A 13446-nucleotide genomic window follows, 5' to 3' on the forward strand; every position below is an offset into this window, starting at 1 on the left:
CAACGATGGGCAGATACTTGCGGTCTATGGCCCCACCAGTCCCGCGAAGAAACCGGGCCCGCCTAAACCGCCGATCGGTCCCGCGGCCATGCCCAGCAGCAGGATGCCCAGCACAGCCGCGGCGGCCACCCACGGCCAGACCCGCACCGGGTCGCGTAGCGCCTCGCGGCGCTGCGTCTCGGCGGGTGGGTAGGAGCGGGTGTTCTTGCCGGCCCAGTAGCAGCCGGCGCCCACAGCGGCAATCACGAGTGCTATCAACATGATTGAGCTCCTCGAGAGGCGAGTGGTGCGTCAGCTCGGCGGCCCGGGTGGCGGAGGTGGGCCCCAAGGTCCCGGGGGTGGTGGTGCGCCCGGCCCCCAGCCGGGTGGAGGCGGTGGAGGTCCCGCGAACGGCGGTGGGGGAGGCGGGCCCCAACCCGGCGGCGGCGGAAGCGGTGCTCCCCAGGACCCTGGGGGTGGTGGTGCGCCCGGTCCCCATCTCGACGGAGGCTGAGGCGGTGCTCCCCAGGGTCCCGGAGGCGGCGGCGCCTGATCGATGTGGGCGGGCGGCATCGCGCGCACTGGGTCATTCCAGGGCTCGCCGGCAGGTGCAAAGGCGTTGAACATCGAGGCTGTCAGTCCGGCGCCGAGCAGCAGTCCCGCGACCCCCGCGCCGATCGGCAGCGCCAGAGGATGCCGGTCTGATGAGCGGCGAAGTGACTGCCAGCGGCGGCGCGGCAGCGTCGAGACCGTCTCGGGGACCTGATCGTCTGCCTGCACCGGCCTCTCGGCCTGGCTGGCGGCGCTGGTATCGGGTTGTTCGTCTTCAGTCATTGCCCCGTCTCTTTCGCGGTCGGTGGTCGATACCGGGAAAGCTAGGCAGCGAACTTGAAGCGGACCTGAAGAAACTGCGCCCGCGACTGTTTCTTCAGGCTGGTTTCAGCATGGTCGCGCTAAGAATGGACCATGCCCGATGACGCCCCCGCTGTACCGCGCAGCCAACGTTCCGCTGCACCTTTCAGTGCCGGTTCGCCGAGGGTGTTGGTCGTGGAAGATTCCGAGACGATCCGCGAGATGGTCGCCGAGGCGTTGACCGAGGTCGGGTATCACACCGATGTGCGCTCCGACGGGCACCGGCTGGAGAGCGTTCTCGACGGTGTCCGACCGGACTTAGTGGTTCTCGATGTGATGCTGCCCGGTCGCGACGGTTTCGCACTCACCGAAGTCATTCGCGCCTGGGGCGATGCGGGCATCGTGATGATCACCGCCCGCGACGGGCTGCCTGACCGGCTGCGCGGACTCGACGGGGGTGCCGACGACTACGTCGTGAAGCCCTTCGAATTGGCGGAATTGGTCTCGCGGGTCGGAGCGGTACTGCGTCGCCGCGGGCGCCTGCCACAGGTCGTGCAATTCGGCGACCTGACGCTCGACGCCGCGGCAGGAGTCGTCGCGCGCGACGGATACCGGCTCGATGTGACCGCGACGGAGTTGCGGCTATTGACCTTCCTCGTCGAACAGCGGGGCCGCATCGTCAGTGCGACTCAGATCCTCAGTGCCGTATGGGGATACGACGCCTACGACACCAACCTCGTCCAGGTGCACATCAGCAGCCTGAGACGAAAACTCGAAGCCCATGGACCGCGCATCCTGTTGACCGTCCGCGGTCTCGGTTACCGGCTGCAACCACCGACATGACCACATCCATCCCGGCCGACATCACCACCGCAACCCCGTCGCTACAGCGGCGGGTAACGATCACTGCCGTCGGGCTGCTGGCCGTTCTGCTGCTGATTCTGGGTGTCGTCATCGATGTGAGCTTGAACGTGCAGGCTCGACGCAGCCTGCACGACCGGCTGATGGCGGTCACCTCCCGTGCCGATGTGCTCGTCGCCGCACACACCCCGCCAAGTCAGATTGCGGCAGAACTCAACGGCGGCGGCATTCGAGCGCGCCTGATCACGGCCGACGGCACCGCTTTCGGCGACCGAACCATCAGCCCCGACACCGCCCCCGGACCCGCGACTCCGCTTGCGCCACCCCCGCCGCCTCCACCTCCGCACCGCGGGCCATTCGGATGGGACCCGCCACCACCGCCTCCACCACCCCACGGCCCGCCACCGCCGCCACCGGATTCCACTGCGGTCGCCATGATCCATCCCCTGCCGGATGGGGGGCGCGTCATCTTGGTCGCCGACACCACGCAAACCACCCAGGTCACTCATCAGTTGCGGCAGGTGATGATTGGTGCCGGCGCAGTCACATTGGCGATCGCCACGATCCTGCTGATGGCCGCCAGCAGGGTGGCGCTGCGCCCGCTGGAGCGGTTGACCGCATTGGCCTCCGCCATCACTACCGGCGATCGCGGGCGGCGGCTCCGACCTGATCGGCGCGATACGGAACTCGGTCGAGCCGCGACAGCGTTCGACGGCATGCTCGACGAACTCGAGAATTCCGAACGCCGCGCGCAGAACGCAGCCGAGATCGCTCAGCAGGCCGAGACCGCGACCCGTCGTTTTCTGGTCGACGCGGCCCACGAGCTGCGCACCCCCATAGCCGGAATCCAGGTTGCCGCAGAGCAACTCGTCAACAGTGCAGGCCAACATGATGCCGATCCGATCGCGCGTGGCCAGTATCGGCGTGCTTCCCTGCTGCTGTCTGATGCGCGACGCGCAGGACGACTTGTCGCCGACATGCTCGACCTCGGCCGCATTGACGCCGGCCTGCCCTTACACACACAAGACATCGACCTGGCAGCCGTCGTCGATGCCGAATACGAGCGCGCGGCCATGCTGTCGAGCCAACTGACAATTTCCCGCAGCGGGGCATCAACCATCACCGTGCAGGCCGACCCGACCCGCGTGGCGCAAATCCTGTCCAACCTGTTCGACAATGCACGGCGGCATACGCCGCCCGGTGGACGCATCACCATCGACTTAGAGGCAAGCAGCACAATCCCTTTCGCGGTCGTGACGATCACTGATTCCGGCCACGGCGTACCGGAGGGCGAGCGCGATCGCATCTTTCAGCGGCTAGTGCGCCTCGACGACGCCCGTGCCCGCGACCACGGGGGCGCAGGCCTGGGATTGCCTATCGCGCGGGCCTTGGCCCGAGCCCACGGCGGCGATCTTTGCTGTATACCGCACCAGGGCGGCGCCCGGTTTCAGCTCACACTGCCCGTAAAGGCCAGTGCGGTGACTGTCGAATAGGGGCCGAGCGCGAATTATCGATCCGTCCATGGTGCGCGGCGAAAGCGCCGAAGATCGCTGGGTTTCGGTGAGCTGTGGCTACCAACTGAGCGCTGAATGCCCGAATCCCGGCCCGTCGTGTCGAGGTTCTTCTTACGCGTGGCCTCCAGTTGCAGAGCCGATTTCGGCCGCGGAAGCTCGACGCCCATCCACGCAGGCAGGTACCGCACGACCAACGTCATGACCAGGGCGCTGAACGCCGCCGCTGCGGCGATGATCGCCACTGTCCAGCCGATCAGGCTGAGCATTGGGTGGAACCGCCGCATTCTGTCGCGAAAGCACCTGTGGCGCTGCGCGTTTGAGCCCGAAGGAACTTGTCGCCACCCTGCCCTGAACGCCACACAACGCTGGCCTTGGTGATCAGGTCTGCTTGCACCCTCGTCACATCGTCAGGGTAATGAGTCCGCGCGGAGCGGCGCGGGCCGGCACAAAACCTTAACGCTTTGCATACGCGAAGACGGTGGGTAGCGCACCGTGTGGGCCAGCGTTGCGACCCGTGAGTATCAACTACTTGCTATTGCCCGGGCGGGGTTATACGGTCGACGTACCGTGCCCGATCGGACACCAAGGAGCGACCGTGGCTCGATTCCCCAAGCCTCCGGAAGGCAGTTGGACGGAGCACTACCCCGAGCTGGGCACCGGGCCCGTCTCCTACGAGGACTCCATCAGCCCGGAGATCCACGAGCTGGAGCGCGAGGCGATCTTCAAACGCGCGTGGCTCAATGTCGGCCGGGTGGAACAGCTTCCCCGCAAGGGCAGCTACATCACGCGGGAACTGAAAGTCGTCAACACCTCGATAATTCTGGTGCGCAACGGTTCTGGTGAGATCAATGCGTTTCACAATGTTTGTCGGCACCGCGGCAACAAGCTGGTGTGGAACGACATGCCGCTGGAAGAGACGCGCGGGGTGTGCCGCCAGTTCACCTGTAAGTATCACGCCTGGCGCTACGACCTGGACGGCAACCTCATCTTCGTCCAGCAGGAAGGGGAGTTCTTCGACCTCGACAAGAGCCGCTACGGCCTGGTGCCGGTGCACTGCGACGTCTGGGAGGGCTTCATCTTCGTCAACTTCGCGAAGGTTCCGGAGCAGTCGTTGCGAGAGTTCCTGGGGCCCATGGTCACCGGGCTCGAGGGTTACCCATTCGACAAGATGACGTCGCGCTGGAGCTATCGCTCCGAGGTCAAGGCGAACTGGAAGCTCTACATGGACGCGTTCCAGGAGTTCTATCACGCGCCGGTACTGCACGCGAACCAGTCGCCGACCGCATATTCGAAAGCGGCCGCGGAGGCGGGATTCGAGGCACCGCACTATCGACTCGACGGACCGCACCGGCTGGTCAGCACCTCGGGCGTGCGGGCATGGGAGATGGCTGCCGAGATGCGCAAGCCGATCGAAGACATTTGTCAGAGTGGGCTTTTCGGGCCCTGGGACAAGCCCGACGTGGGGCCGATGCCCGAGGGTCTGAACCCGGCGAAATGCGATCCGTGGGGCCTGGACTCGTTCCAGCTGTTCCCCAACTTTGTGATTCTGTTTTGGGGTCAGGGCTGGTATCTGACCTATCACTATTGGCCAACGTCGTTCAACAGCCACGTTTTTGAGGGCACTCTGTACTTCCCGGCGCCGCGTACCCCTCGCGAGCGTGTTGCCCAGGAACTCGCCGCGGTGTCGTTCAAGGAGTACGGATTGCAGGACGCGAACACGCTCGAGGCCACCCAGGCGATGATCCAGTCGCGCGTGATCGACACGTTTGTGCTCAACGACCAGGAGATCCTGCTGCGCCACCTGCACAAGGAGACGGCGGCGTGGATCGACGAGTACCTCAGGACCTCGACGGCGGGGGTGCCATCGTGATGCTGCCCCCCGAATTCACCGACCTCGAAACGTTTTCCGAGTGGTGTCTGCCGAGTGAATCCGAGCGCTATGCCAAACGCCTGGCCAGTTCGATGGTCGAGATGAAGGCGTTCTACGACGCCGTCACCGCGCGCGCCGAAGAGGCCTTGGCGTACTGCGACAAGTTCGCGCTCGACGACCTGCCCGATGACGTGCAGAACCTGATGCATCTGCTGTATTCGATGATCATGGTGTCGTTCCCGGTCGAGTGCTGGAAGCAGCCACGCGTTCCCGACTCGGGTGCCTCGACCCTGGACTGCGTCTCCGAGCCCGTTCCGTGACCACCCAGACCGTGCTGCGGGCCGCGCGTTGGGCCGACGTCGAAGCTGGGGTGATTCGCTCGCCGGCGGTCATCGTTGTCGACGGCGAACGCATCACCGCGATCAATCCCGAAGCGGCGCTGCCGGATTCGGCGACGATCGTCGACCTCGGCGACGTGACGTTGCTGCCGGGTCTGATGGACATGGAACTCAACCTGCTCATCGGTGGTCCCGGCGGGCCGGAGGGCCTGCCGTCGCCGATGCACGGCGTGCAGGACGACCCCGCCTACCGGACGCTGCGCGGCGCGGTCAACGCGCGCACCACGCTGGAGGCCGGTTTCACAGCGGTCCGCAATCTCGGGCTGATGGTCAAGACAGGCGGCTATCTGCTCGACGTCGCGCTGCAGCGCGCGATCGAGCAGGGCTGGCACGTCGGGCCGCGCATATATCCGGCCGGTCACGCGGTCACGCCGTACGGCGGGCATCTGGACCCGACGGTCTTCCAGCGACTTGCACCCGGGGTGATGCCACTCTCGGTCGCCGAGGGTATCGCCAACGGCGTGCCCGATGTCATTGCGTGCGTGCGCTATCAGATTCGGCACGGCGCCAAGCTGATCAAGGTGTCGGCGTCCGGGGGAGTGATGTCGCACAGCACCGCGCCCGGGGCGCAGCAATACTCCGACGCCGAGTTTGCCGCGATTGCCGACGAGGCGCACCGGGCCGGGGTCCGGGTCGCGGCGCACGCCGTTGGCGACAGTGCGATCCAGGCCTGCATCCGCGCGGGAATCGATTGCATCGAACACGGTTTCCTGGCCAGCGATGAGACCATCCAGATGATGGTCGACCACGGGACCTTCCTGGTGTCGACCACCTATCTGACCGAAGCGATGGCCGTCGACCGGATCGCGCCCGAACTGCGTAAGAAGGCGCTCGAAGTCTTTCCGCGGGCAAAAGCCATGTTGCCCAAGGCCATTGCGGCCGGCGTGCGAATCGCGTGCGGCACCGACGCACCGGCCATCCCGCACGGCCAGAATGCGAAGGAACTCGGCGCCCTGGTGGCGCGGGGAATGACTCCGGCGCAGGCAATTCGGGCGGCCACCATCGTCGCGGCCGAACTCATCGAGGCCGACGATCAGTTGGGCCGGCTGGCGCCCGGATACCTCGCCGACATCATCGCCGTTCCCGGCGATCCGTTCGCCGACATCGCCGCCACCCTCGACGTCCGCTTCGTGATGAAGAATGGGCAGATCTACACGGCGCCCGCTGCGTAGTGGCCGTGGAGGCAAGCATGGAACTCACCGACAACATCCTCTGGTTACTCAAGCAGGCCTTCTACTACTCGCTGACCACCATCAACGACGCGATGAAAGTCCACGGCGTGAGCACCGCGCAGATCGGTGTGCTGCGCCAGTTGGCCAACGAACCGGGGCTATCCGGTGCGGAGTTGGCCCGGCGGCTGTTGATCAGTCCGCAGGGCGTGCAGCTCGCACTGACGGCGTTGGAACGCCGCGGCCTGGTTGAACGCAAAAAGGACCCGCAGCACGCCCGCATCCTGCAGGCCTTCCTCACCGGTGAGGGGCGCGACGTCGCGGAGACGGTGGTCAATGACGCGATCGACGCGCACCAGGAGGTGTTCGGTGTGCTGACCGCCAAGGAGCAGGAAACGTTGCGCGACTTGCTCGGTCGTGTCGTGGAGAAGGGCACCGGGCACGAGTTGTTCAACGATCACGTCGACGGCTGACGTCTCGTCAGCGACCGGGTTGGAACGGCACCACCGTCGGTAGCGTCGCGCCCGGCGGCAGCACGAGGCGGCCGTTCTTGTCGATGTAGCCCGAGTGTTTGGTGGGCACCGGGAGGACGGGATTCGGGCATGGTTGGTCGCTGCCGTCTCCGCAGACGCCGCCATTGAGGTACGAGCGTTTTTGGGTGTCGGTGGGCCAGGGGTCGGCGTGCATGCCGAACCATTGCGCCGGCACGTTGTAGAGGAAGAAGAAACATGCGCTGGCGCCGGCGAAGAGGGCGAGGAAGCGCACGAATTGTTGTCGTGCAACGCCGCCCGCGACGCGGTCGAGTCCGCGTTCGACGATCGTCCGGCCCTCGTCGTCGGTGAAGTACCGCAGGCAGCACAACGCGGTCTGGACCCCGCCCCACATCAGGCCCTCGTAGATGGGCCACTGATAGTAGTGGCCGGCGTTGATCGACACCGCTCGGATTGCGCCGGGGTAGGAGTAGAAACCGATGGGAAGCAGCAGGCACCCCTCCATCAGGAAGTCGAGCAGGATGTCGAAGGCGTACGCCACCAAGATCAAGCGCACGACGCTGATATTCGGCCAGCGCGACTGGATCTTTCGCATGACCGCGCAGCCCACAATGGTGATGAGGACGACTCCGTAGGCGTAGCCGGGGACGTTGGTCAGCAACGGCTCGGCCACTTGGCGGCCCGGCGCCTCGGGTGACACGGCGCCGGGAATCATCGCCGACCATGAACCGCGGTTGAACAGCCAGGTGTTGTAGGTACACCACGTGTTGAGGTAGTTCAGCAACGGATCCTGGAAGAACATCAACCCCGTCGACAGCACGAGCAGGCCGTCGAGGCTGATCCGCCGTTCGCGCCGCCAGGGTCGGATGAAGAACCACCAGAGGGCGACCGGCAATGCCGCCCACAGGATCGCGGCGTTCGCGATCAACGGCACCTTCATGTACATCGGCGGATCGCTGACGCCGGTCGGTACCCGGGTGAAGAACGGCCCGGTGATCCAGCGCGCCCACACGTAGATCTGCAGCAGGAGCAGGGCGCCGCCGATCGTCGCCCAGATCAGGACGGGTCGGGACGCGGCGCCAGGTGCGGTTTTCTCGGTCGATTCGCGCTCGGCGATCAGTTCGCTCACGACGGATTCTCCTCAAAGTCGACCGTGGTCGCGTTCAAGATACTACCGAGTATCTGAGTATCCAAGTAGTTACTCAGAATCTGTGGCAACATTTCGGCATGGTGGAGCGCTGGACCCGCGAGCGACGGATGGAGCACACGCGGTCGCTGTTGCTCGATGCGGCCGACGAGGTCTTCGCCGACAAGGGTTTCGCGGCGGCGTCGCTCGACGACATCGCCCAGGCTGCCGGCTACACCAAGGGGGCGATCTACAAGCACTTCGCCACCAAAGAGGACCTCTTCCTGGCTGTCAGCGACCGGCACTGGCGGCGCTACTTCGACAACTTTGCCGAGGTCCTGTCCGCGGCGACCGAGGTCGGGGCGCGCGAACTCGACGACGTCGCGGCGCGATGGCGACAGATCAGCCTGGAACGCGGCGCGGCCCACGCGGCCCTCGGCCACGAGTTCGCGCTGTATCTTCTGCGCAATCCCGAAGTACGAGAACGGGTCTCGGCGAAACGGGCCGAGGTGGTCGAAGCCCTGGCGCACTACGCGGTCGAGGGCGTGGAGCGGATGGGTGGCGCGCTCCTGATTCCTCCGGCGACGTTCGCGCAGGTGCTGATCGCCACCAGCGATTCGATCGTCATCACCAGTCACCTCGACGACGTCGACCTGTTCCGGCCGATCCTCGAGATGTACGTCTCGGCGATCAAGATGCCGTGATATTCAGTACTTGAGACTAATGACAAGTAGTTGATACTCTAACGGGGATGAGTGACTCGATCTCCACGACGAACTGCGCCGTCGAGCGCTCCGCCGACGACGAGGTGGCCACCGAGCAGGTGATCATCGAGCTTGGCAAGCAGACCGTGACGGCGCCCTACACCGCCGGCGACACGGTGCTGCAGACCGCGCGGATGGCTGGTCTCAATGCGCCGTCGTCGTGCGAAATAGGTTCCTGCGGAACATGTATGGCGCGGGTGACGCACGGCAGTGTGCGGATGCTCAACAACGACGCGCTCGAGGACGACGAACTCGAGGAGGGCTGGGTACTCACCTGCCAGTCGCTCCCGACCAGCCGCACGGTGCGGGTCGTCTACGAATGAGCAGGGTTGCGGTTGTCACCGGTGGCGCCTCGGGAATGGGCGAGGCGACCTGTCACGAGTTGGGGCGACGCGGGCTGAAGGTCGCCGTCCTCGACGTCAATGAGGCTGCCGCGCAACGGGTCACCGCCGACCTGCGGAGCGATGGTGTCACCGCGGTCGGGGTGGGCGTCGACGTCACCGACCGCACCGGGGTCGAGCATGCATTCGAAAAGGTCCGCGGCGAACTCGGCCCGGTGACCGTGCTGGTGACCAGCGCCGGCCAATTCGGATACTCCGCCTTCGCCGACATCACCACCGAATCATGGTCGCGCATCATCGATGTCAACCTGACCGGCACATTTCATTGCTGTCAGGTTGCGCTGCCCGACATGGTGGACGCCCAGTGGGGCAGGATCGTGATGATCTCCTCGTCGAGCGCGCAGCGCGGCTCTCCGTTCGCCGCCCACTACGCGGCGTCCAAGGGCGCGGTGATCACCCTGACGAAATCGCTGGCCCGGGAATACGCCACCCAGGGGATCACGGTCAACAACATCCCGCCGTCGGGCATCGAGACCCCCATGCAGCACCAGGGACAGGCGGCCGGATACCTGCCCTCCAGCGAGCAGATGGCCAGCAACATCCCGCTGGGCTATCTGGGGACGGGAGCGGATATCGCTGCCGCGGTGGGGTTTCTGTGCTCCGAGGAAGCTCGCTACATCACCGGCCAGGTGCTCGGCGTCAACGGCGGAGCGGTGATGTGACGACGACGAGGAGGTTGTGATGACGAGGGCAGGTCGGCCGGCGGAGGGCTCCTGGACCGAGCACTATCCCGACCTGGGCACCGGGCCCGTCTCGTTCAAGGACTCGACGTCACGAGAGTTCTACGAGCTGGAGCGCGAGGCGATCTTCAAACGCGCCTGGCTCAACGTCGCCCGCATCGAAGAACTGCCGCGCGTCGGCAGCTACCTGACCAAAGAGATTGAAATCGTCGGCGCCTCAGTGATTCTGGTGAAGGGCAAGGACGAGCGGATCCGCGCGTTCTACAACGTGTGCCGCCACCGCGGAAACAAGCTGGTGTGGAACGACTATCCCGGCGACGAGACACGTGGGACGTGCCGCCAATTCACCTGCAAGTACCACGGCTGGCGCTACGACCTCGAGGGTGCGCTGAAGTTCGTCCAGCAGGAGTCGGAGTTCTTCGACCTCGACCCCGCCGAATACGGCCTGCGCCCAGTGCTTTGCGACGTGTGGAACGGCTTCGTCTTCATCAACTTCGACCCCGAGCCGCGGCAGGACCTGCGCGAGTTTCTCGGGCCGATGATCACCGCACTCGACTGCTACCCATTCGACAAGCTCACCGAGCGCTACGACTGGGTCGCACACAACAACAGCAACTGGAAGATCTTCGCCGACGCCTTCCAGGAGTACTACCACGTTCCGTCGCTGCACTCGCAGCAGGTGCCGTCGGAGGTGCGCGACCCGAACGCTGGATTCACCTGTGGCCATTTCCAACTCGACGGGCCGCACCGACTGGTGTCGACGGCGGGTCGGCGCCGTTGGCTGCTGCCGCCGGAGTACATGTATCCGATAGAGCGCGCCACCCGCAGCGGCCTCGTCGGGCCATGGCGCACACCGGATATCGGCGAACTGCCGGCCGGCCTCAACCCCGGTGGAATCGAACCCTGGGGGATCAGCAATTTTCAGATCTTCCCTAACATCGAGATCCTGATCTACGGCGGCTGGTACCTGCTCTACCGCTACTGGCCGACGTCGCACAACACGCATCGCTTCGAGGCCTACACCTACTTCCATCCGGCGCGCACCGTGCGCGAACGCGTCGAGCACGAGGTCGCGTCGGTGGTGTTGAAGGAATTCGCCTTGCAGGACGCGGGCATGCTCGGCGGCACGCAGGCCGCCCTGGAATACGGAATCGTTGACGACTTCCCGCTCAACGATCAGGAGATCCTGGTCCGCCATCTGCACAAGGTGGTCGTCGACTGGGTGGAGGCATACCGCCACGAGTACGCCGGCGTGGAGGTGTGAGCATGCCAGAAGCTTTGCTGCCCAGCGCATTCGCTGAACTCGAGAGCTACGCGCAGCGGTGGTGCCTGGCGACCGAGACCGAGCGGTGGGATGCCCGCGTCAATGCATCGATGCCCGAACTGCATGAGTTCTACGACGCATTCTTCCCACGGCTGGAAGAGGCCATCGAGTACTGCGACAAATTCCCCCTCGACGACCTGCCCGACGACGTCCTGCACCTGCTGCACATGATCTATTCGCTGATCATGGTCGCGATGGCGGTCGAGATCATGCACCAGCCGGCCCCCGTCGACGCCGCCGACGCGGTGATGATCCGCACCGGTGAACCGATTCCGTGACCAAATACCCACCCGCGCAAGCTATATACCCCCGCCGAAAGGAGCGACCATGAGTCTGCTCACGATCGCCAAACTGACCGACTCGGTCGGCGCCGAGGTTATCGGCCTGGAACCCGCCACGCTGGCTCACGACGACTCCGTCGGCCAGTCGGTGCTGGATGCCCTGGAGGACAACGGTGTTCTGGTCTTCCGCGGTCTGCAACTCGACCCGGCGGCTCAGGTCACGTTCTGCCGCCACCTCGGCGAGATCGACCACTCCTCCGACGGGCACCATCCGGTGCCGGGGATCTACCCGATCACCTTAGACAAATCCAAGAACGCATCTGCCGCCTACCTGAAGGCGACCTTCGACTGGCACATCGATGGCTGCACGCCACTGGACGACGCGTGCCCGCAGAAGGCCACGGTGCTCTCCGCCCTGCAGGTTGCCGAGCGGGGCGGTGAGACCGAATTCGCCAACTCCTACGCCGCCTACGACGCGCTGACCGAGGACGAGCAGACGCGCTACTCCTCAGTGCGCGTGGTGCATTCGCTGGAGGCGTCGCAGAGCCGGGTCTACCCGAATCCGACACCGGAGCAGGTCGAACGGTGGCGATCTCGTCGGGTACACGAGCACCCGTTGGTGTGGACGCATCGCAGCGGTCGGAAGTCGTTGGTGTTGGGCGCATCCGCCGACTACATCGTCGGCATGGACCGCGACGCCGGCCGCGCGCTGCTCGACGACCTGCTGTCGCGAGCGACGTTGCCGGACAAGGTCTACCGCCATACCTGGTCGATCGGAGACACCGTCATCTGGGACAACCGCGGAGTGCTGCACCGTGCGGCACCGTACGACCCCGACTCGCAGCGCGAAATGCTGCGCACCACCGTTCTCGGCGACGAGCCGATCGAATAGAAGGACGACGCCCATGTCGACAAGCCTGCCGGAACTTGCCCACCCCGACCTGACCCATCCGGACCTGGCCCGGCCGTTCGCGCCCCACCGGCTGAAGATCTACGCGGTGATGTTCTCCTTCGTGGGGGCGGTGTTCGTCTTCATGACGATCGGCTCCGGCGTCGGGCTCATCAAGCCGACGATGACGGTGGACATCATCGCCAACCTCATCTTCGGCATCCCCGTCATCATCCTGCCATTCATCATGCTGTGGAAAGCGCCGGGCGAGAACCGATCCCGGCTGTCACTGGCGGCCGAGCTGGTCATGGTCTACATCCCGCTGACTGCAGGAAGTCAACTCACCTACGAGCTGCCGTTCCTCCTCGGTCACCCATTTCACCTGTGGCAGAACATCACCGACCCGGGGTGGCGTTGGCTGTGGTGGCAGTGGGGACTTGCCGACACCCGCTATCGCAGCGACAACAACTGGGTCTTCGGTGTCGAATTCGGGGCGGTGCTGGTCGGCATCGTGTTGTACGTGGTGTGGATGAAGATGCTGCGCCGCGACCAGCCGGACGAGTCGCGCATCCGTTGCCTGTGGCTGACGTTCTTCGGCACCTCGGTCCTGATCGCCGGCACCACTGCGTATTACGTCGCCGAATTCCGGGCCGGGTTCGGCGACATCGGCCAGGGCGCATTCGGCCTGTGGTTCAAGTTCATCGGCGAGAATGTCCCGTACATGATCCTGCCGTTCGTCGTGCTGTATGCGATTTACTATCTCGTCGACCACCTGACCCGGCAGGCCGGAGTCGCCGCGGCACTGGAGACGGCGCCAGAATCTGTCGCCGACTGAAGCGCGGCGTCG

General features: G+C 65.2%; 15 protein-coding genes and 1 pseudogene. 13 read left to right on the forward strand and 3 right to left on the reverse strand.

All coding sequences use genetic code 11. From position 1 onward, the window contains the following. Positions 1 to 24: 24 nt before the first annotated feature. On the reverse strand, positions 25 to 261 hold the full coding sequence (locus PT015_RS01365; protein ID WP_285188275.1) for a hypothetical protein: 237 nt from the start codon (positions 259 to 261) through the stop codon (positions 25 to 27). Between the two features lie 684 nt (positions 262 to 945). On the opposite strand from PT015_RS01365, the gene PT015_RS01370 reads away from it, so the two are divergent. Further along, positions 946 to 1674 carry a response regulator transcription factor gene (locus PT015_RS01370; RefSeq protein WP_285188277.1) on the forward strand — a complete coding sequence of 243 codons (729 nt, stop codon included), beginning with the start codon at positions 946 to 948 and terminating at the stop codon, positions 1672 to 1674. A gap of 110 nt (positions 1675 to 1784) precedes the next feature. Then, a complete protein-coding gene (locus tag PT015_RS01375) occupies positions 1785 to 3185 on the forward strand; it encodes a sensor histidine kinase (RefSeq protein ID WP_285190864.1) in 1401 nt (466 codons plus the stop codon). Between the two features lie 14 nt (positions 3186 to 3199). On the opposite strand, the gene PT015_RS01380 is transcribed toward PT015_RS01375, so the two are convergent. Beyond that, positions 3200 to 3472 (reverse strand): hypothetical protein, encoded by a 273-nt coding sequence (locus PT015_RS01380; protein WP_285188278.1) that lies wholly within the window; start codon positions 3470 to 3472, stop codon positions 3200 to 3202. 329 nt (positions 3473 to 3801) lie between these two features. On the opposite strand from PT015_RS01380, the gene PT015_RS01385 reads away from it, so the two are divergent. The 4 genes from PT015_RS01385 to PT015_RS01400 are packed head-to-tail and all read left to right on the forward strand — an operon-like array spanning position 3802 to position 7116. Then, on the forward strand, positions 3802 to 5076 hold the full coding sequence (locus PT015_RS01385) for an aromatic ring-hydroxylating oxygenase subunit alpha (protein WP_285188280.1): 1275 nt from the start codon (positions 3802 to 3804) through the stop codon (positions 5074 to 5076). Then, a complete protein-coding gene (locus PT015_RS01390) occupies positions 5076 to 5396 on the forward strand; it encodes a hypothetical protein (protein ID WP_285190865.1) in 321 nt (106 codons plus the stop codon). The genes PT015_RS01385 and PT015_RS01390 overlap by 1 nt, the downstream gene beginning before the upstream one ends. Next, positions 5393 to 6646 (forward strand): metal-dependent hydrolase family protein, encoded by a 1254-nt coding sequence (locus PT015_RS01395; protein WP_285188281.1) that lies wholly within the window; start codon positions 5393 to 5395, stop codon positions 6644 to 6646. The genes PT015_RS01390 and PT015_RS01395 overlap by 4 nt, the downstream gene beginning before the upstream one ends. 17 nt (positions 6647 to 6663) lie before the next feature. Beyond that, positions 6664 to 7116 carry a MarR family winged helix-turn-helix transcriptional regulator gene (locus tag PT015_RS01400; RefSeq protein WP_285188282.1) on the forward strand — a complete coding sequence of 151 codons (453 nt, stop codon included), beginning with the start codon at positions 6664 to 6666 and terminating at the stop codon, positions 7114 to 7116. 7 nt (positions 7117 to 7123) lie between these two features. Here the strand turns inward: PT015_RS01400 and PT015_RS01405 are convergent, their stop codons facing one another. Continuing rightward, the gene (locus PT015_RS01405) at positions 7124 to 8254 is read right to left on the reverse strand and encodes a spirocyclase AveC family protein (RefSeq protein ID WP_285190866.1); all 1131 of its coding nucleotides are present in this window, start codon (positions 8252 to 8254) and stop codon (positions 7124 to 7126) included. A 107-nt stretch (positions 8255 to 8361) separates the two neighbouring features. Between PT015_RS01405 and PT015_RS01410 the strand changes: the two genes are divergently transcribed. The 7 genes and pseudogenes from PT015_RS01410 (at position 8362) to PT015_RS01440 (ending at position 13434) form a co-directional block, all read left to right on the forward strand. Then, on the forward strand, positions 8362 to 8964 hold the full coding sequence (locus PT015_RS01410; RefSeq protein ID WP_285188283.1) for a TetR/AcrR family transcriptional regulator: 603 nt from the start codon (positions 8362 to 8364) through the stop codon (positions 8962 to 8964). 140 nt (positions 8965 to 9104) lie between these two features. Further along, positions 9105 to 9347: pseudogene (locus PT015_RS01415) on the forward strand (2Fe-2S iron-sulfur cluster-binding protein); the annotation flags it as partial. Then, a complete protein-coding gene (locus tag PT015_RS01420) occupies positions 9344 to 10087 on the forward strand; it encodes an SDR family NAD(P)-dependent oxidoreductase (protein ID WP_285188284.1) in 744 nt (247 codons plus the stop codon). The pseudogene PT015_RS01415 and the gene PT015_RS01420, both read left to right, overlap by 4 nt. A gap of 19 nt (positions 10088 to 10106) precedes the next feature. Next, positions 10107 to 11369, forward strand: coding sequence for an aromatic ring-hydroxylating oxygenase subunit alpha (locus tag PT015_RS01425; protein ID WP_285188285.1), 1263 nt, complete (start codon positions 10107 to 10109; stop codon positions 11367 to 11369). A gap of 2 nt (positions 11370 to 11371) precedes the next feature. After that, the gene (locus PT015_RS01430) at positions 11372 to 11707 is read left to right on the forward strand and encodes a hypothetical protein (protein WP_285188286.1); all 336 of its coding nucleotides are present in this window, start codon (positions 11372 to 11374) and stop codon (positions 11705 to 11707) included. A gap of 49 nt (positions 11708 to 11756) precedes the next feature. Continuing rightward, positions 11757 to 12602, forward strand: a complete 846-nt coding sequence (locus PT015_RS01435) for a TauD/TfdA dioxygenase family protein (protein ID WP_285188287.1) — start codon at positions 11757 to 11759, stop codon at positions 12600 to 12602. A gap of 49 nt (positions 12603 to 12651) precedes the next feature. Beyond that, a complete protein-coding gene (locus PT015_RS01440; protein WP_390887980.1) occupies positions 12652 to 13434 on the forward strand; it encodes an emopamil-binding protein in 783 nt (260 codons plus the stop codon). The last annotated feature ends 12 nt before the right edge of the window (positions 13435 to 13446 follow it).

Origin of the sequence: Candidatus Mycobacterium wuenschmannii, from assembly GCF_030252325.1 — a bacterium.
In the GTDB taxonomy this organism is placed as follows: Bacteria; Actinomycetota; Actinomycetes; order Mycobacteriales; family Mycobacteriaceae; genus Mycobacterium; species Mycobacterium wuenschmannii.